We start from the raw sequence: 17,951 nt of genomic DNA, 5'->3' as shown, positions 1-17,951 counted from the left end.
CGTTAGGACGTGCACAACCACGGACTTGAGTTGGCACAAGCGGAGGCAACAGGAGGTTATGAAACAGTTCTGATATAAGCACTAAATTGTGTTAAAATGTGTTTATGAAGAACATATACGATATCCAGGCATTCGGAAAACTTATTGGCAAGTCCACCAAAACGCTCCAAAAATGGGACCGTGAAGGCAAATTAGTTGCTCACCGTTCTCCACAATCAAACAGGCGTTACTATACGCACGATCAATACCTTGAGTATCGCGGGTTGAAAGCGCCAGAACAGGGCCTCACCATCGCTTACTCACGTGTCTCTGGGATTGCTCACAAGCCTGATTTGCTTCATCAAACAAAAGCGTTAGAAGCCTATTGTCACCAGCATTCGCTCAAGGTCGATGAATGGATGTCAGATATTGGTAGTGGACTCAACTATAAACGCAAACAATTCAATCGTCTCATGGAGATGGTGGAGCTTGGTCAGGTACGGCGCATTGTTCTTGCCCATCGGGATCGGCTAGTTCGCTTTGGTTATGAATACTTTGAAGTGTTTTGCGAGCGACACCATACCGAACTCGTGGTCATCAATGGCGAAAACCTTTCTCCTGAACAAGAGCTTGTGCGAGATTTGATTGCTATCGTGACCGTCTTTTCGGCCCGGCTTCACGGATTGCGCTCCTACAAGAAAGCAATACAAGATGCTGCTTTGCAAAAAGATCAAGATTGACGTGAGCGAGCAGGATGCCGCTACGCTTGAGTTCATGCAAAGCAAGTGTAGAGGGCTGTACAACTGGTGGGTGATGCGGCTCAGAGAGGGCGAGAAGTGGGATCTCTACGAAGCTAAACGAAGCTTGCAAGAGAGCAAACAGCATGATCCTGAGCTCGTTCAGGTCTATGGGAAACTGCTGCAAGAGGTCTACTACCGCCTTCATGGTGCGATGAAAGCCTTCTATCGCAGAGTCAAAGCAGGAGAGACGCCAGGATTCCCGCGAGTACGCCCACGTCACTGCTTTTTCACGCTCTGCTATCCTGCAATGTATCTCAAGATTGAAGGCGATACGCTCATTCTGCCTACTGGTGGTGGAGGCAAACATGGTGCAAAGGTGTATCCCAACATTGTTGCACGCCTCACAGAAGCGCCCCCAGAGGGTTTTCGAGAAGTGGCGATCAGTCGCGATGGCAGAGGCAACTACTCTGCCTCATTTGTCAGAGAGCGCAACGAGAAACGACACGAAACAGAAGGAACGGTTGCTTTTGATCTCGGCATCAAGACCCTGGCAACAGGCGTCAATGAGCAAGGCAGAGTCTATACCATTGGCGGCTTCAAGGGGGCACGTTGGCACAACAAACAACTGGATAAGATTCGTTCCAAGCGTGACAAGTGCAAAAAGAAATCACGTCGATATCTTCACTTAAGCAAGATCTACAAGCGCGTTTCCCAGAAAAAACGCAATAAACAACAGGATAGTCTTCATAAAGCGTCACACTTGATAGCCCACAAACTGGTTGAGAGAACCGTTGTGGTTGGGGACCTTTCCCAAAGACAAATGGTCACGAAAGAGCATCGAGAGCGCAACAAACACCTCAATCGTGCAGTATTCAATGAGTGGGGCTTGTACACTTTCATTCAAATGCTCACCTACAAAAGCCAATTGTACGGGAAGGACCTTCACTTTTTAGATGAGCGCAATACCTCCAAGCAGTGTAGTGGCTGTGGGAATCTGCAAGCCATGCCACTGTGGAAGAGAACGTATTGTTGCGTCGAATGTGGACTCGTTATGGATCGCGATGAGAATAGTGCGCACAATATCCTGACGAGGTTTTTTGCTCGGCAAGAGCCACACACTCAGGCTCGTCCTGAGTGCGGTGTGCTGCATGCGACCCAAAGCGGCGTAGAAGTCAAAGGGGCTTCCTGTAAGGGGCAAGTGCAGCAATTGAATCTATTTGAGGGTGTGTAAGCACTTTTGAGTAGATTTAGAAAGGCAGGATATTACAATCACATGAGAACAGGATGTTCTTTACCAATCACCAGGCACGGAGGCCTCTGGCGCCGAGCGCTGCTGCTGGCGACCCTCTTACTCGTCTTCGCCCTTGTAGGGACCGTTCTCCTCGTCATCTCGCCATCCAGGCGGGTCTATGCCCATTCAGCCAATGAATGGACCAGTCGCTCCATCTACTTTATCATAACGGACCGCTTTAGCGATGGTAATTCCGGAAACGATAACTATGGCGGCTTCAACACCAATCGCTCGGATGCCACCGCGTGGCATGGCGGTGACTTCCAGGGCATTATCAATCACCTGGACTATATCAAGAATATGGGCTTCACCGCCATCTGGATTACACCCGTGGTAATGCAGCATGACGCCCATGCCTATCATGGCTACTGGGGCTATGACTTCTATTCCATCGATGGTCATCTCGGCAGTATGAGCGACCTGCAAAGCCTTGTGACCCAGGCCCATAACCGCAACATCTGGGTCATGCTCGACGTCGTGGCCAACCACACCGGCTCCTACAACTACACCGCGCCCACCTTCCCCAACTACAGCAACTACCACCACAACGGCAATATCCAGGACTACAACAACCAGTGGGACCTGGAAAACGAGGATGTGGCAGGCCTCAATGATCTCAACCAGGACGACTCCACGACTCGCTCTACTTTACTCAATAATGTGAGTTGGCTGGTCAGCACAACCGGCATCGATGGCTTGCGCGTGGACACGGTCAAGCACGTCCCCAAGTCCTTCTGGAGCAGCTATGCTCAGAGCGCGGGAGCCTTTACCATCGGTGAAGTCTATAGCGGCGATCCCGGCTACGTCGGCGACTATACCCACTATCTGGATGCCGTGCTGGACTATCCTATGTACTACACCATCCACGATGTCTTCGCCCAGAATAAGAGCATGTATGAGATCCGTGATCGCTATAACTCCGACGGCTCCTACCGAGACGCGCGCACCAATGGTGTTTTTATCGATAACCATGACCAGGATCGCTTCCTCTGCGACGCCTCGGGCAACCCCGCGCAAACCTGGGACAAATATCCCCAGCTTGAGATGGCCCTGGCCTTCACCTTCGCCAGTCGTGGCATCCCGATCATGTACTACGGCACCGAGCAGGGTTTCAGCGGCTGCGCCGATCCCGCCAACCGCGAAGACATGTTCAACTCTTTCAATACCAGTAGTACGCTCTACAACTATGTCGCCAAGCTCAATTACGCCCGCAACCTCAACGCCGCCCTGCAAAACGGCGCGCAGTATGAGAAGTGGGTCGATGATAGCTTCTACGCCTTCGAGCGCGAGAATGGCGGCAGCAATGTTCTTGTCGCCCTCAACAATTGCTGGTGTACCCGTACCGTCACCATCCCCAACCTGGACAACTTCGCCAGCAGCCAGACGCTCCACGATGAGCTGACCGGCACCGCTTACCAGCTCCAGAGCAACAGCATTACTCTCACGCTCCCCAGCCACCAGGCCGTAGAGCTCACCAACCGCTATTAAACATAGCGTCGGGCCGCCCTGCATGAGCGGCTCGGCGCTACTGGCATACGCTCCTACTTCCTGAATGGGCCATCAACCATGCACGTTGAAACATCCCATATCTATATTCAAGCGGTAAATCTCCTTATACGTGATTAGATCGTGCGCTTATGGTGACACTCCACGTCCCGTAGAACGGGACGGGCTTCTAAGCCAATTCAGAGGGATGGTCTGTCTCCGAAGAGACCGTCTGCGCGAGACGTGGTTGAGCCTCAGTCTTGCTTAGACAACGTTGGGGCGTGTCTGCCCGACTACTCCTTGACCTGGACGGGCCAGGACGGAGATACGTGAAGGAACGAGGAAACTTCACTTGGGTCTCATAGGCAAGCCGATGCATATTGATCGAACCCACCAGGTCCCGATGCCCGGAGAACTGGCAGACGCGACACGCCCAATTTCTGCCTTTGGGCTTGTGTGTGTGCCCACATACAGGACACTGGCTCGAGGTTCCTCGTTCCGAGCCAGTGAAGCTCATGATGTGAGCGGCTTTGGCCTTATGCGTGAGGTAGTCTCTGTCTTTGCCATATTCCCATAAGGCCATGCGCTGATTGTGGTGTCTGCCACTCTTCTTGTCACGCACCCCATGAGGATTGCCAATGAAGAGCGTTCCAACGTGGTGTTGTACACAGAAGTCAATCACCTTGCAAGTAGCTTTGTGCCGTAGATCTCGAATGCGGCGCTCTGCTCGTCGGCACTGCTTGTTCTTCGCACGTTGCAGCCTCTTCCAACGACGAGAAGACTTCTGGCATCGAGATTGCTTCTTGGCAATCTTGCCCAGTTGTTGCTGGCGTTGTCGTTTGAGCGAACGGATGCCGCGCCCGGTGACGATCAAGGCTTCGCTGGTCGTGGTGGTGACAGTTGCAAGGTGGATCTCGCCCAGGTCGACGGTGGCTGCAACCGTGCCGGGAGCTTCTGCTGCCTGTGGTCTTTCGACGCACACATGCAACTCAAAACCATTATTCCAGACCAGGCTGCACGCGCCGCTGTGTTGGGGCAACGCAATGGGCAAGACCAGGGATGGGCGTCCTTTGCCCATGGGCAGGACCACACGCCTATGTTCTTTGCTCACCGCTTGCGCGGGCCACTTGACGGGATAAAAGCGTTTGGTGCGCCAGAGATACTTCATCTTCATCTGGGGATGGGTTTGACGAAGATGGCGTGTGGTCTGGACGTTGGCAAGGAAGGCGGCAACCATCATCTGCACCGATTGGCTGTGCAGGGCAAAACGCCCTTTGGTGGCTTTCTGCAACGCGTCTCGTTCTGGCCAGGGCAGATGAGCCAGACGTGCAGCTTTATGCATTTCCATACAGCAATTCCACACCTGTGCGGCTTCCATCTGAGCAGCTTTGAGGTATTGGAATTGTTTGTATGATAGGTAATTCAGTTGGTAGATTTTTACCGTTTACATGCAGAGCATGATAGCAGAAAAGGGTAGGGTGTACAAGTGGGGAGAACAGGATCTATCCACTCCTCAGTTGTCCCTCAGAACGATCAAGGTCTCCAGAGAAGCGTGTCAGGGGACGTGAGAACAACCTGGTTAGAGTTGGCCCCTATCCACCCAGCCCGAAAGGAACGGCGCTTTCATCCCGTCCCATGAATGGAGACGGGACTTCCCGCCCCGGGTGTTAAGATAAAGAGCGAAAAATTGTCGAATGGAAGTGTCGACCGGAGAGGAAACATCTTCTCTCCCTACCTTGGGTAAGGAAGTGTCTAGCAGCTATGAAACTGAATCATGTCAATCTGACCGTCACTGATGTCCCTGCGACAGCCAACTTTCTCGAAACGTGCTTCGGGTTACGCAACCAGGGCGGCAACAAAGGCTTTACTGTGCTTTTCGACGACGATAATCTGGTACTCACCTTGATGAAAGCTGGTCAGGTGAGCTATCCAGGCACATTTCATATCGGCTTTGTCCAAGAAAGCGAGGAGCGCGTCAACGAGATCTATCAACGCTTGAAAGACGATGGATTTGAAATGAAGCCCCCGGAACGGAGTCATGCCTGGACATTTTATGTTCAAGCGCCAGGCGGATTCCTGATCGAGGTTCTGGCCTAGTGCAAAATTACGATACCTTTTCGGGAAGAGAGGATATTTCCTAACTCAGAAATCCTCCTAATACACATTTTTTTCTGAGTTAGGAAGTGCAATGTTAGTGTCAGGCGGGAAGCAGATGAAAATAACCATGACCAAGCGATTGCGCCTGGGGTTATTTTCAGGTGAAATACCCTCGATTACCTCATAAACACTTGTACAAGAAATCTGCCCAGGTTTTCCATCGCAATGCTCAGGTTCATCTCAAAAACCGCGGGTGCATCATGATCCGCCGTGTCGGTGATGCCACGGATTTCCAGGTAGGGAATCCCACTAAAGCGGCAGGAGCGCGCTACGCCTGCACCTTCCCAGGCAACGGCAAGCGCTTTCGTTTGCAAATGCAGCGCCTGTGCCCGTTCAAGATCAACGATATCTTCATCACCACTGGCAATGATACCATAGTGCACTTGTGCTGGATGCAGAGTATATTGACTGCTGCGCAGCATACTCAGTGCCTCTTGGGAACCAGCAAATTGCGGGGCGGGACGCTGTACAAATCGTAGTAAGTAATCATGCTCAATGGTCGTTTCTGCGACAACAAGATCACCAACCTCGGTACCAGGAGATAAGGCTCCCGCCGCTCCAGCACAAATAACGAGATCGATATGTTCGCTATGGTCGATAAAATGTTGCGTTTGCAGAGCAGACTGCGCTTTGCCATGCCCGCCGAGAGCGAGCGTTACTCCTAATTTTGGGAAGCAATGCCCGGTAAGCTTCCCCACAGATTGAATGCTCTCTGAGAGACCTTGTGCTTGCAAACTTTGGGAGAGAAAAGAGAGTTCTTCTTCAAGAGGTGTGATGATAAGTAACTGCATGAGTTTCCTTCTCGTTTCTGGTATCCTTGGGTCAAACAATACAGCATCAGGTTGCTTTCATTGCTGAAAGATGGCTTAGCCCGATGCTACGCTGCTTCATATAATGCTCAGCTTACCATAATTCAGAAAACCTCCCACTCTGGGCTGTAGCGATCGTGGGGAGATGGCTCAACAGCGCTCAAGCCTGGGCATTCATGCACCAAGTTCAAACTTACCTGTGTGCCTGTGTTCCTCTTGACAACGGCTCGTTCATAGACTATGCTCTACTCAATCATAAACCGAGCCTCGGTTTATGATTGAGTAGAGAAAAGCTTTGATTGAGTGAGGTTTCCTTATGGCAAATCAACGTGTAAGCAATACAGCGCTTGGCGCAGCAATATGTCGTTTGATCGAACAGTACCAGCCCGAGAACACCCGGCTGTTTCATGATTCGATGGTCAAAGACCTGGTTGGCACCCCCATCCGGACGCTGATGCAGTTCAAAAGCATGCGCAATTTGACGATCCAACAGATGGATGCCATTACGCCAGGGATTTACGGCGTCCAGATTTCTCGGACGCGCTTTATCGACGATGCCGTCCGGGATGCCCTCTCGCAGGGGATCGAACAAGTGGTGATCCTGGGCGCCGGGTTTGATACACGCCCCTATCGCCTGACCGGTATAGAGCACACGCGCGTGTTTGAAGTTGACCTTCCATCTGTGCAGGAAGACAAAAAGAAGAAGCTACACAAACATTTTGGTCGGCTACCGGAACAGGTCACGTTTCTCCCCATCGACTTCGACACACAGAGTCTGGAAGCTGTCTTCAGTGGGACACCTTTCGACCCTGCCAGTCCAGCGATCTTTGTGTGGGAAGGCGTGACGCAGTACCTCTCGGAGGAAGCTGTCCACAGGACACTGGCTTTTGTTGGCACCTCGGCCTCTGGGAGTATTCTTGTGTTTACCTACGTCTTGAAAAGCTTTATCGAACGACGTTCGGATATTCCGGGCACGGAGAAAATGATGGATATGATGGCGAAAAGGGGCTCTCCCTGGTTGTTCGGCCTGGAACCTTCCAGCGTCGCATCCTACCTCGCCCCCTTTCATCTCCGCCTGACAGCAGACGTTGGGAGTACAGAGCATCAAACACGCTACTTCAAATCTGTGAGACGGAAACTGGTGGTGTCCGAAGTCGAACGGATTGCTCAAGCGACCGTCGTTCGTCCCTGATACTGGTCTTCTTTTACGAATGAGAGGTGAGAAGTCATGGTACGCACCATCAACGAAGCCGCTCACGAGGCCCGCCGCAACGCCATTCTTGGCGCAGCGCAACGTGCCATTGAAACCAGGGGCTATGAACAGATGGCAATTGCCGATCTGGTGGGCGAATTGCACATCTCCTCTGGAGCATTCTATCACTACTTTGACTCCAAACCGGCCTTGCTTGAGGCTCTGGTCGAGCGTATCGGGAACCAGATCGAGCAGTTAGTGCTTCCTATCGTTCATGATCCAACGGCTGGCGCGCTCACCAAACTCCAGCGCTTCTTTACCGCGCTGGACCACTGGAAACATGCACACAGGCACCTCGTGTTCGCGTCTCTGCGCGTCTGGTATGGCGATGAGAATGTCGTCGTTCGCCACAAACTCTACATTGCTCGCGTGAAACGTTTCACGCCCTGGCTGGAGGAGATGATCCGTCAAGGAATCGAAGAAGGCATCTTGACGACTCCCTACCCGGATCAGGCGGCGAGAATGGTCATCTCCCTGTTTGAAGACCTTGAGTATGCGACAGCCGAGATTCTCTGCGCGCAGGACCATTCGCCTGATGATCTCCCCCGGCTCGCTCGGATCATAGAAGCCTGTGCTGATGGGCTGGAACGCTTGTTGGGAGCGCCAGCAGGCTCGATACCTCAAGCCGAGCACTCAGATCTCCTGGAGTGGTTGGTTCCGCCCACACAATCGAGAGAGGATGAATAGCTCCTACAAGCCGAGATCCTCTGAACACGAAAATGGGATGCGCCTCTTTCCGAGGCTCAAAATGAATTCATATTATAAACGGACCACGGAGCAGTAGCCGCGTACGTCAGCAGTGGGCCCGTTACTGGCGTATGCGGCTACTTAAGGCGTCTATGTAAGCGCACTCCGCAACACTCTCGCCAGGGCATGCACATCTGCTCGTAGTGCCTCTGGAGTTGCATTTGCGAAACCAAGCACGAGGCCGTCACGCTTGAGGGGTCGCATGCTAAATCGCGAAACAGGCAGTATTCTCAGACCTTGCTTTGTAGCCAGTTCGACTACGCTATCGGCACTTACCCCCTCCGGCAGCCAGGCAACCAGGTGGATGCCAGCTTCTGGTATAGTAACGTCCAGAATATTGCCCAGCTCCTGGTTCAAGGCATTCACCAGGGCATCGCGCCGCTCCATGTAGAGTCCGCGCATCTTGCGTAGGTAGCGCACGAAGTGTCCCTCGGTAATAAAATCGGCCAGGGCCATCTGCCCCAGTAGCGGCAGGTGTACATCGACGAAGCGGCGGGTGGCAAGAAAGCCCTCCAGCAACTGTGGTGGCACGACCATATATCCCAGGCGCAACGAGGGAAAGAGCACCTTACTAAAGGTGCCAATATAGATCACGCGCCCCGCACGATCAAGGCCATGCAACGCCTCTAGAGGCCGCCCGCTATAACGATACTCGCTATCATAGTCATCCTCGACTATCCAGCCTTGCGTCTCCCTCGCCCATTCCAGCAGTTCCAGGCGCCGACCCAGGCTCATGGTGACCCCTGTAGGAAACTGATGTGAGGGGGTCACTACTGCCAGGCGCGCCTCGCCTTGAAGCTGTCGTCCAACCTCTACACTGATGCCCTGGCGATCCACAGGCACTGGCAGCATAACAGCTCCTGCAGCCATTAGCGCACCCCTGGCCCCAAAGTAGCCCGGATCCTCAACCCAGGCCCGCTCACCAGGATCGAGCAAGACGCGCGCCACCAGGTCGAGCGCGCCTTGCGCTCCAGCGGTCAGTATGATCTGTTCAGGCATACAATGTACACCACGCGTAATGCCGATGTGAGCCACAATGGCCTCGCGCAAAGGTCCATAGCCCTGCACATCCTGATAACGTGAGTGGGCTTGCAGCGATTGCCGGGCGTGTTTCGCTATCAGCCTGGCCCAGATCTCATAGGGAAAGTACGCCACTTCAGGCTCACCCACTAAAAACATATCTTTGTCTGGGCTTACCTCTACCTCATGTCCCGCAGCAAACTCGTCGAGTAGGATTTGCCCGCGCCTCGCCAACAAAGTATGCTGAGTCGCTGGCGTTCCCTTCCGACTTTGTTTTGACACCTTCCCGCCTGCCTGTGCCAGTTGCTCCGGCTCTAAGAGAGCCACCCGCGTTCCATCTCCCACCCGGCTCTCCAGATATCCCTCCAGCAATAACTGTTCGTAGGCCAGAGCCGTCGTATTACGCGATACCCCTAGCTGGCTAGCCAGGACACGCGTCGAGGGAAGACGCGCTCCCGTCTCCAACTGGCCCGCCAGGATTTGCGCCCGCAGGCGCTCATAAAGCTGGCGATAGAGCGGCGCCTGCGCGTTCTGATCAAGTATAATCTCCGGTTTATCCACCGGTCTCGCCCGCTTTGGCATAAGTTACTGCTCCCTTTACTGAAAGCGCTCAAAGTTTTTTTTGCTTAAAAATGGCGCTGCCATAGTAATATAAATTGGCTCTTTTAGTAAGTCCATTATTAAGATATACTACCTCCAGAAAGATAACAACTACATGAAACACTTGCTAGTTACCCCGATGGCAAGTCAGACGAACGGGGTCAAGGGCAGAGCCCCTTGCGGGGGTTTGGGGTGTCCCCAATTCTCTTTTCCCTCTTGCCGCCTACGGCGGCAGCAAGAACTTGCATAAAGAGTTAGTTACTGACGTCGACGGAAGCAAGTAAACTGTGATAGAATCGGCAGCATGGGAGCACCAAAGAAAGCCGATTGGCGAGAAGAACGACGCAAACAAGCATGGAAACTGAAGCAACAAGGATGGCAACAAAAGGATATAGCCAAAGCACTAGGGGTAAGTAAGGGAGCCGTGAGCCAATGGATGAAACAAGCAAGAGAAGGCGGCATAGAAGCACTCAAAGCACATCCTCCTAAAGGCGTGAAGCCAAAACTGTCAATTGAGCAACAAGCGCAGATTCCTGGCTTGTTGGTGGAGGGGGCAGAAGCCTATGGATTTCGGGGAGATGTCTGGACAGGGAAGCGGATCGCGGAAGTGATCTATCGCAGCTTTGGTGTCCGTTACCATCCCGATCACGCCGGACGACTGTTACGAGAAGCTGGTTGGAGTCCTCAACAGCCAATCGAACGGGCGACGCAACGGAATGAAGAAGCTATCAAGCAGTGGTATGAAGATCGTTGGCCAGCGATTAAAAAAAAGCCGAAAACGAGAAATACACCATCCTCTGGGTAGATGAGGCTGGGTTCTATCTGCTGCCAATGGCGGTTCGTACTTGGGCTCCGCGCAGGCAAACGCCTCTTCTGCGCGTGAAACTGACACGGGATCACCTCTCCGCGATCAGTGGGATTACCCTGGATGGGCGGCTTTTCATGCAAGTGCGCCAGACCTCCTATGATGCGGAGGCAGTGGTCGGATTTCTGAAAGTGCTGTTGCGTAAGATCAGCGGCAAGGTCCTGATCATCTGGGATGGCTCTCCCATCCATCGCAACCATGAGATCAAGACCTTTCTCAAAACGAAGATGGGCAAACGACTGCATTTGGAGCAACTTCCAGGCTACGCTCCCGACCTCAACCCAGATGAGGGCATCTGGCAGTATCTCAAGCGCGTCGAGATGGGCAATCTCTGTTGTCGGGACCTCGATCACTTGTATCAAGAGCTGCTTCGAGCAAAAGAGCGATTACGTCACAAACGCGACATTATTCGTAGTTGTTCACTGCAATGCGGCTACTCAGTTTAGTTTCTTATCACGATGTCAGTAGAAGGAGAGCACTCATGGGAACAAGACTAAATTACGGTAAAGCTGCGCCTGGAGCAATGAAGGCCATGAACGGCCTTGAGACATATATCAACAACTGTGGGCTCGAGGCCCCTTTGAAGGAGCTGGTACGCTTGCGCGCCTCTCAGATCAATGGATGCGCATATTGCGTCAATATGCATAGCTTCGATGCCCGCGAGGGTGGCGACACGGAGCAGCGCCTCTATGCGCTACCAGTCTAGCACGAGACACCTTTCTTCAGCGACCGTGAGCGCGCCGCCCTTCTCTGGACTGAGAAGCTCACGCTGATCTCCCTCGATCGCGTACCTGATGAGATCTACGAGCAGGTGCGTCCCCATTTCACTATAGGACTCTTCATTCCCTTCTTCGTCATCTACCTGCACCAGGTACGGGGTATCGCGCTCGCCACTGGCGGTGTTATTGTCTCAACTGGCTTTGCCTTCGGCTTAGTGACCGCGCCCCTGGCTGGCATCCTCAGTGATCGCTTTAGCGCGCGCTGGACGCTTATCGGATCCCTATGTTTAGCGATAGCAGGCGTAAGCATCCTACCCTTTATTCAAAGTACCTGGCAGGCCTTAGCGGCCACGCTGCTCCTGCTGGGATGCGGACAAAGCGTAGTTATGCCAACCACAGCAACTCTGCTGGCATCCAGAGTATCACCTAAGCAACAAACTGGAGCCTTCACGGTACGCTACACCGGCGTAAATATTGGCTTTGGCACGGGCGCAACCGTGGCGGGCTTCATTATAAATACTAGTCAACCGTCCACATTTCTCATCACCTATATCGCTCAAGCACCCCTGTACGGCGTGTTTATCGTAATTCTTCTGACCCTGCCACCCCAATCCCGGCCCGCCCAGGTAGAGGCTCAGGATAAAAGCAACAAGCCCGCACCACTGAGCCTAAGTCATTTGCTAAAAGATACCTCCTTCTGGCTGCTATGGCTAATCGCGCTGCTATTCTACACGGTTGGGATATCTCAGCTTCCCAATGGCTTCACGCTCTATGCCACCAGTCCTGGACACGTTGGCACACAAACCCTGGGCCTTGCACTCGCCCTCAATAGCTTCGTTATTGTGGTCCTCCAGTTTGTTGTTCTGCGCTGGATGCGCAGCCATCTGCGTACCCGCGCCCTTGCCCTGCTCTTTCTCATCTGGGCTGCCGCCTGGGGTTGTGTCATTCTAGCGGGCTATCTGGGTTCTTCGATCTCAGCCGCAATACTCTTCTGCCTATCGGCCAGCCTGCTTGGCCTGGGTGAGACCCTGATGGCTCCCTGCCTCTTCCCGCTCGTAGTCAGCCTCGCGCCCGAGGGCATGCAGGGAAGGTATACCGCCACCGCCTCACTAGCCTCCACAACTGGCTTCGTGCTGGCTCCCATTCTCAGCGGTTTCCTGCTTGGCTCCGGTAGAGAGAACCTGTTCCTCCTACTCATGCTACTTGGCTGTGGCATAGGCAGCGTTCTCTCCCTACGCCTGGGACACCACCTCCCGCACCACCACAACCAGGTTACTTCTATGTAGCATCACCTGAGAAACATAGCAAGAGGTGTGAGTAGCACGCAAAAGCCTCGCCACTCACACCTCTTGCTATAAAAAGGCTCTTCTGCCTTACTCAGGCACAACCACTATTTCTTCAGTGGGCTTCTTATGTCCCCACAGCCTCTCCCTATTCAAGCGCATACTGCCAAAGAGCAGTAGCAGAGCCAGAAGAACACAGGCCGCCCCAATCCAGCCTAGCTGGGTTACCACGACAGCGCGGAGAGATAGCCCTCCCAGAGCGGCTCCCCCGGCTATGCCCAGGTAGAACATAGAGTTATTCAGAGCCAGAATCACGTTCGCGTGCTCAGGAGCCACGCTCAGGAGGCGATGCTGCTGCGGAATGAAGAGCAACGATCCCGATATCCCCCAGACGAAAAGCGCCAGCAGTCCCCCCAACCATGTTGTCGTTACCAGCGGAATAACAATTTCCATAATTAATAATAGGGCCATGGAGACAAGCAAGGGGCGCTGTGGGCCGACACGATCTGCGATCATACCACCCGACCAGTTGCCAACTACTACGCCCAGGCCAAAGGCGACCAGCATACCACTAAGATCCATAAGATGCATATTTTGCTGCAAGAGCGGCCCGATATAGGTATAGATGGCATAGATTCCCAGGTTCCACAGCAACGCGGGCAGCAAGGTCAGGACCAGGCGAGGCTGAGTTATGGGCGCGAGTCGCTGCCGTAGCGATACGGTTGGCGGCGTAGCAATCCTGGGCAGACCGCTGATCAGGAAGGCCAGAAATCCTATTCCGGCCAAGCCCGCCACCAGGCCAAAGGAGAGGCGCCAGCCAAAGTGCTCGCCAACCCAGGTTCCCAGCGGCGAGCCAAGCGCGGTCGCCACAGTAAGCCCGATAACGACCAGCGCCAGAGCCTGGCCGCGCTTCTCAGGCGGGGCAAGCGCGATTCCCATGGTATAGGCCAGGGGTGCATACATCGCGGCAAAGCAGCCGGTCAGAATGCGCGTCAGCATCAAGAGCGGGAAGGTTGGCGCCAGGGCTGACCCTATATTTGCCAGACAGAAAAGCCCAAGAGCGATAATCAACACGCGATGCGGCAACCAGCGACTGATAAGGACAGCTAGCAGCGGCGCCCCCAACCCATAGGTAAGCGAAAAGGCCGTAACCAGTTGTCCCGCCACGCTAACGGGCACGCCCGTTTCATGAGCAATCACAGGCAGCACACCAGCTACGACAAAAGCGTCGGTCCCCAGCGCAAACATGCCCAGCGCCAGCAGGAGAATACGCGGATTTATACGTGTCGCCCGATGGGCTTCAGCCAATAAGCGTTGTTGAGTCATTTGTGACATTAAAATAATAGCCTTTCAACGCAGTGTAATAAAAATTGTTACACCGCAGCATAAAAAAAGGGGTTATGTCAGTGCCTTCTTGACGGTGTAATAATTAACACATCGAGGAATCTGACTAATAAATCAATCATTCGTTCTGCCGCGCATGGATAGCAGCGGTGGATGCAAGCGTATCCCGCAAAACATCGGCAATCGTTGTGCGCGCCAGTTCCTCCTCCATTGCCTCCTGGACATTGGCGTAGACTCCCTGCAAAGCGGGACCTATGCCGCATCCGATAGGACATTTTGGATTGGGGGGCGTGTGATGGAGCGTGAACATAGTATGCGGCTTAACAACCTGGTATACCTCAAGGAGCGTAATCTCCTCTGGTTTGCGCGCCAGCTTCCAGCCCGCGTTACTCCCGCGTTGAACGGTTACCAGGCCCTGCTCCTCCATCATCCCCAGCAGTTCACGCAGCGTGACTGGATTGGTGTTGACACTCTCAGCAATCTCTCGCGACGTGGAGAAATCATACTGATCGCCATAGTTCGCCATTCTCCGCGCCATCCAGGTCAGGGTATGGACCGCCAATGTTAAACGACTATTACCGCTCATGCTCTCTTCCTCATTCCACTACACTGTGGGTTTCTCTTCTAACCTCTCCGATGTAACAATATTCACTACACCCGGATGTAAGGAGTATACTTACATCCACAGCAAATGTCAAGAGCATTGTGGAACTGCTTATCTCTTCTCCAGGCGAGATGTTCTCACCCTTAACTCTGCGGGCAACTTAGTGGCAAGAAGTCCTGATAGACATCTGCCGTGATTGATAGACGACGTAGAGTAAAGCTAGAGGGGTCTTACTGCGTAAAAGAAGAGAGAGGCATGCCGTAATGAGAAATTACCGCTTACTTCCCAACACATCCGGTGGAAATCGACGCCTGGAGACCGAGGTCACTGGTCTGGATCTCCTGAGCGATCCCATGTTAAACCGTGGAACTGCCTTTACGGCGCAGGAGCGCAAGACATTTCACCTCGATGGCCTCTTACCGCCCGCGATAAAGACTATCGATGAGCAAGTCAAACGCACCTACACTCAGTACCAGCAGCAAGCGGGCGATGTGCAGAAAAATCTGTTTCTGACCGCCCTCCAGGACCGTAACGAGGTCCTCTTCTACCGTCTGCTCTCCGAACATCTCTACGAGATGCTCCCAATCGTTTATGATCCCACCATCGCCCACGCTATCGAACACTATAACCATGAATACCGGAGACCACATGGAGTCTACCTTTCCATCGACCATCCCGATGAGATCGAAATGGCATTTCGGAACTTCGGGGCCGGTCCCGATGAGATCGACCTGATTGTGGCGACGGACGCGGAAGAGATCCTTGGCATCGGTGACTGGGGCGTGGGCGGCATCGAGATCTCAGTTGGTAAACTTGCCGTCTATACCGCTGCGGCGGGTATCGACCCGGCTCGCGTCATTCCAGTCATGCTCGACGTCGGCACCAATCGCGAGAGCCTGCTCAATGATCCCTTCTACCTGGGCAACCGGCATGCCAGGGTGCGCGGCGCGCGTTATGACGCCTTTATCGAGGTCTATATCAAGACCGCAACCAGGCTATTTCCCCATGCCATGTTGCACTGGGAGGACTTTGGACCTGGGAACGGGCGGCGCATTCTGGAGAAGTACCGCTCGCAGATCTGCACCTTTAATGACGATATGCAAGGCACTGGAGCCATCACCCTGGCCGCCTTGTTCTCAGCCATGAAGGTCACCGGGCAGTCTCTACGCGATCAACGTGTCGTCATCTTTGGCTCAGGCACCGCTGGGATTGGCAATGCTGACCAGGTACGCGCCGCCATGATGCGTGAGGGCTTATCGCAAGAAGAGGCCACACGGCGCTTCTGGTGAGTCGACATTCAAGGCCTGCTCGTCGATAACATGGGTGAGGCGCTCCGCGATTTCCAGGTTGCCTATGCTCGTCCCGCCAGCGAGGTCTCCAGCTGGCAGCACGATATGCCCAGTGGAGGCATCAGCCTGGCCGAGGTCGTGCGCCAGGTGCATCCCACGGCTATGATTGGGACATCGACGGCTCCGGGGACCTTTACCGAGACCATAGTCAAAGAGATGGCTGCCCATACAGAGCACCCCATCATCTTCCCCCTCTCCAATCCCACCACCCTGATGGAGGCCACACCAACCAACCTGCTCGTCTGGACCAATGGACGGGCACTCGTCGCAACAGGCGTCCCATGGCATCCCATCACGCTCAAAGGAACAACCTACACGATTGGCCAGGCCAATAACGCCCTCTTATATCCAGGGCTTGGATTGGGAACCATTGTTTCACGGGCGCAGCGTGTCAGTGATGGCATGCTTATGGCAGCTGCCAGGGCTGTGGCCAGCCTGGTAGATGTACACCAACCTGGAGCCTCACTCTTGCCACATGTGGAGAACCTGCGCACAGTCTCGGCGACCGTCGCCGTAGAGGTCGCCAAAACAGCCGCCGCCGAAGGACTGACCAGGGCCAAGCTTCCCAATATCATTCAACAGGTGCAGGACGCGATGTGGCAGCCCGTCTATCCCCAGGTTGTCGTCAGGCAGGAGGTCCATATATGAGCACGCCTCGGAGAAAAACAAAAATCGAGATAGTCGAGGAGGCGAGTTTCCTGGGCTATCTCGCTCTACTTGAGATCGTCATAGAAATGATCCCGACAGGAATGTAAGGTCTGGTTGAGGTAGTACACGCTTTCGTGGTATTGACGCTGAAGCAGGAGCACTGGAAAAGAGAACTCGCGCTGCTGCGAGAGCAGTTGAAGAGCGAGTTCAGGTCCATTAATATCAAAGGCGGCAAGCTGGTAGGTCGCAATGCTCTGCCTTTGATTCTGCCACGCGGAGGTCAGGACTTGCTCAATTTCCTGGTAGGTAAAGTGCTGCTGGTTGGGGAGCCGCTGTTTCGCACGATACCAGTACATATTCACGCGAGGCGCGCTTGAAAGAAGCAGCGCTTGCAGGTGTTCGCTCAACTCAAGGTTGCGCCAGAGGGCCTGTAGATGCAGGGTCGAGAACATTTGCGCATCCTGATACTCGCCACCCTTGGGATTGCTAGCCTGCGCCATTAGTAGCTGCTCGGTCGCATGCAGGCGCGTGTAGGAGTAATGGAGATTACGTAAAACGACCTCAAGTTGGAGGAGGCAGAGTGCCAACGCGCGAAAAACCTCTTCAAAAGCGGTTTCAGTCTGTCCTCGCGCGTGCGGAGGAGGCTCAGTATAGGCAACATCGTACATATCTCCAGGCTGGACATCACCGGAGAGATGAGTATATTCTGTACTGAGCGCAGCGCTGGCTACTGAACCAATAGCTAAGGGAATACCCGCATTGAGCATCTCCGAACCCTCATAGAAGCAGAGCGTGCTTGCCACGGCCAGATTGCTACTGAGATCTCTAGTCACGCCCACACAGGCTTGTAAGCGTTGCTTATGCTGTTGCGTAAACTGCATATATGCCTCCCAACTCCTTTTCGCTTGCAAGTATTGAGATAACAACCCGCTAACTAGAGGTAGCATACTGCCCCACCCCAAAGTGGACTATAGCGCTTCTCCTATATTCAAACAGGCAAACAAAAGCGAGATGGTTGAGGAAGCGACCTTCCCCAACCATCTCGCTTTATTCTATGCT

At 53.7% G+C, this 17,951-nt stretch carries 16 protein-coding genes and 1 pseudogene; 11 read left to right on the top strand and 6 right to left on the bottom strand.

Annotation, left to right across the window (positions count from 1 at the left end; genetic code table 11):
• Positions 1-104 precede the first annotated feature (104 nt).
• From JMJ16_RS44015 to JMJ16_RS44005, 3 genes are read left to right on the top strand one after another with little or no spacing between them, the layout of a single operon-like run.
• Positions 105-719: an IS607 family transposase gene (locus JMJ16_RS44015; protein WP_201392345.1), complete on the top strand. Its 615-nt coding sequence runs from the start codon at positions 105-107 to the stop codon at positions 717-719.
• Positions 691-1,950: an RNA-guided endonuclease TnpB family protein gene (locus JMJ16_RS44010; protein WP_201384132.1), complete on the top strand. Its 1,260-nt coding sequence runs from the start codon at positions 691-693 to the stop codon at positions 1,948-1,950. Before JMJ16_RS44015 ends, JMJ16_RS44010 begins: the two co-directional genes overlap by 29 nt.
• A 42-nt stretch (positions 1,951-1,992) precedes the next feature.
• Complete coding sequence (locus JMJ16_RS44005) at positions 1,993-3,498, top strand: alpha-amylase family glycosyl hydrolase (protein ID WP_201391958.1); 1,506 nt, start codon at positions 1,993-1,995, stop codon at positions 3,496-3,498.
• Positions 3,499-3,685: 187 nt separating this feature from the next.
• On the opposite strand, the gene JMJ16_RS44000 is transcribed toward JMJ16_RS44005, so the two are convergent.
• Positions 3,686-4,921, bottom strand: coding sequence for a transposase (locus tag JMJ16_RS44000; RefSeq protein WP_255553306.1), 1,236 nt, complete (start codon positions 4,919-4,921; stop codon positions 3,686-3,688).
• Positions 4,922-5,256: 335 nt separating this feature from the next.
• On the opposite strand from JMJ16_RS44000, the gene JMJ16_RS43995 reads away from it, so the two are divergent.
• Positions 5,257-5,592 carry a VOC family protein gene (locus tag JMJ16_RS43995; protein WP_201391954.1) on the top strand — a complete coding sequence of 112 codons (336 nt, stop codon included), beginning with the start codon at positions 5,257-5,259 and terminating at the stop codon, positions 5,590-5,592.
• A gap of 176 nt (positions 5,593-5,768) precedes the next feature.
• Here the strand turns inward: JMJ16_RS43995 and JMJ16_RS43990 are convergent, their stop codons facing one another.
• Positions 5,769-6,443: a 5'-methylthioadenosine/S-adenosylhomocysteine nucleosidase gene (locus JMJ16_RS43990; RefSeq protein WP_201391952.1), complete on the bottom strand. Its 675-nt coding sequence runs from the start codon at positions 6,441-6,443 to the stop codon at positions 5,769-5,771.
• 334 nt (positions 6,444-6,777) lie between these two features.
• On the opposite strand from JMJ16_RS43990, the gene JMJ16_RS43985 reads away from it, so the two are divergent.
• Both JMJ16_RS43985 and JMJ16_RS43980 read left to right on the top strand, forming a co-directional pair.
• Positions 6,778-7,653 (top strand): class I SAM-dependent methyltransferase, encoded by an 876-nt coding sequence (locus JMJ16_RS43985; protein WP_201391950.1) that lies wholly within the window; start codon positions 6,778-6,780, stop codon positions 7,651-7,653.
• Positions 7,654-7,689: 36 nt separating this feature from the next.
• Positions 7,690-8,400, top strand: coding sequence for a TetR/AcrR family transcriptional regulator (locus tag JMJ16_RS43980; RefSeq protein ID WP_201391948.1), 711 nt, complete (start codon positions 7,690-7,692; stop codon positions 8,398-8,400).
• A gap of 150 nt (positions 8,401-8,550) precedes the next feature.
• Here the strand turns inward: JMJ16_RS43980 and JMJ16_RS43975 are convergent, their stop codons facing one another.
• A complete protein-coding gene (locus JMJ16_RS43975; RefSeq protein ID WP_201391946.1) occupies positions 8,551-10,062 on the bottom strand; it encodes a PLP-dependent aminotransferase family protein in 1,512 nt (503 codons plus the stop codon).
• Between the two features lie 322 nt (positions 10,063-10,384).
• Here JMJ16_RS43975 and JMJ16_RS55135 point away from each other — a divergent pair, with 322 nt between their 5' ends.
• The 4 genes from JMJ16_RS55135 to JMJ16_RS43960 all read left to right on the top strand — a co-directional run bounded on the left by JMJ16_RS55135 (position 10,385) and on the right by JMJ16_RS43960 (position 12,950).
• On the top strand, positions 10,385-10,885 hold the full coding sequence (locus tag JMJ16_RS55135) for an IS630 family transposase (protein WP_236601123.1): 501 nt from the start codon (positions 10,385-10,387) through the stop codon (positions 10,883-10,885).
• A 26-nt stretch (positions 10,886-10,911) separates the two neighbouring features.
• Positions 10,912-11,391: a transposase gene (locus JMJ16_RS55130; RefSeq protein ID WP_236601122.1), complete on the top strand. Its 480-nt coding sequence runs from the start codon at positions 10,912-10,914 to the stop codon at positions 11,389-11,391.
• Between the two features lie 35 nt (positions 11,392-11,426).
• Positions 11,427-11,651, top strand: coding sequence for a carboxymuconolactone decarboxylase family protein (locus tag JMJ16_RS55125; protein WP_236601966.1), 225 nt, complete (start codon positions 11,427-11,429; stop codon positions 11,649-11,651).
• 105 nt (positions 11,652-11,756) lie between these two features.
• Positions 11,757-12,950 carry an MFS transporter gene (locus JMJ16_RS43960; protein WP_201392354.1) on the top strand — a complete coding sequence of 398 codons (1,194 nt, stop codon included), beginning with the start codon at positions 11,757-11,759 and terminating at the stop codon, positions 12,948-12,950.
• Positions 12,951-13,037: 87 nt separating this feature from the next.
• Here JMJ16_RS43960 and JMJ16_RS43955 read toward each other — a convergent pair whose 3' ends face one another.
• Positions 13,038-14,282 carry an MFS transporter gene (locus tag JMJ16_RS43955; protein WP_201391944.1) on the bottom strand — a complete coding sequence of 415 codons (1,245 nt, stop codon included), beginning with the start codon at positions 14,280-14,282 and terminating at the stop codon, positions 13,038-13,040.
• Between the two features lie 127 nt (positions 14,283-14,409).
• The gene (locus tag JMJ16_RS43950) at positions 14,410-14,877 is read right to left on the bottom strand and encodes an Rrf2 family transcriptional regulator (RefSeq protein WP_201391942.1); all 468 of its coding nucleotides are present in this window, start codon (positions 14,875-14,877) and stop codon (positions 14,410-14,412) included.
• Between the two features lie 281 nt (positions 14,878-15,158).
• Here JMJ16_RS43950 and JMJ16_RS43945 point away from each other — a divergent pair.
• Positions 15,159-16,892, top strand: a pseudogene (locus JMJ16_RS43945) (NAD-dependent malic enzyme).
• A gap of 65 nt (positions 16,893-16,957) precedes the next feature.
• Here JMJ16_RS43945 and JMJ16_RS43940 read toward each other — a convergent pair.
• Positions 16,958-17,773 (bottom strand): hypothetical protein, encoded by an 816-nt coding sequence (locus JMJ16_RS43940; RefSeq protein WP_201391940.1) that lies wholly within the window; start codon positions 17,771-17,773, stop codon positions 16,958-16,960.
• Positions 17,774-17,951: the final 178 nt, after the last annotated feature.

The sequence above is a fragment of the Ktedonobacter sp. SOSP1-52 genome (assembly GCF_016587395.1).
Note: the sequence above shows the minus strand (reverse complement) of the source record. Positions and strands in the feature narration are given on the sequence as shown.

What these genes read in the sequence shown, in the direction of transcription:
- JMJ16_RS44015 (WP_201392345.1), top strand. Translation starts at nt 105, where the DNA reads ATGAAGAACATATACGATATCCAGGCATTCGGAAAACTTATTGGCAAG.
- JMJ16_RS44010 (WP_201384132.1), top strand. Translation starts at nt 691, where the DNA reads ATGCTGCTTTGCAAAAAGATCAAGATTGACGTGAGCGAGCAGGATGCC.
- JMJ16_RS44005 (WP_201391958.1), top strand. Translation starts at nt 1,993, where the DNA reads ATGAGAACAGGATGTTCTTTACCAATCACCAGGCACGGAGGCCTCTGG.
- JMJ16_RS43995 (WP_201391954.1), top strand. Translation starts at nt 5,257, where the DNA reads ATGAAACTGAATCATGTCAATCTGACCGTCACTGATGTCCCTGCGACA.
- JMJ16_RS43990 (WP_201391952.1), bottom strand. Translation starts at nt 6,443, where the DNA reads ATGCAGTTACTTATCATCACACCTCTTGAAGAAGAACTCTCTTTTCTC.
- JMJ16_RS43985 (WP_201391950.1), top strand. Translation starts at nt 6,778, where the DNA reads ATGGCAAATCAACGTGTAAGCAATACAGCGCTTGGCGCAGCAATATGT.
- JMJ16_RS43980 (WP_201391948.1), top strand. Translation starts at nt 7,690, where the DNA reads ATGGTACGCACCATCAACGAAGCCGCTCACGAGGCCCGCCGCAACGCC.
- JMJ16_RS43975 (WP_201391946.1), bottom strand. Translation starts at nt 10,062, where the DNA reads ATGCCAAAGCGGGCGAGACCGGTGGATAAACCGGAGATTATACTTGAT.
- JMJ16_RS55135 (WP_236601123.1), top strand. Translation starts at nt 10,385, where the DNA reads ATGGGAGCACCAAAGAAAGCCGATTGGCGAGAAGAACGACGCAAACAA.
- JMJ16_RS55130 (WP_236601122.1), top strand. Translation starts at nt 10,912, where the DNA reads ATGGCGGTTCGTACTTGGGCTCCGCGCAGGCAAACGCCTCTTCTGCGC.
- JMJ16_RS55125 (WP_236601966.1), top strand. Translation starts at nt 11,427, where the DNA reads ATGGGAACAAGACTAAATTACGGTAAAGCTGCGCCTGGAGCAATGAAG.
- JMJ16_RS43955 (WP_201391944.1), bottom strand. Translation starts at nt 14,282, where the DNA reads ATGTCACAAATGACTCAACAACGCTTATTGGCTGAAGCCCATCGGGCG.
- JMJ16_RS43950 (WP_201391942.1), bottom strand. Translation starts at nt 14,877, where the DNA reads ATGAGCGGTAATAGTCGTTTAACATTGGCGGTCCATACCCTGACCTGG.
- JMJ16_RS43940 (WP_201391940.1), bottom strand. Translation starts at nt 17,773, where the DNA reads ATGCAGTTTACGCAACAGCATAAGCAACGCTTACAAGCCTGTGTGGGC.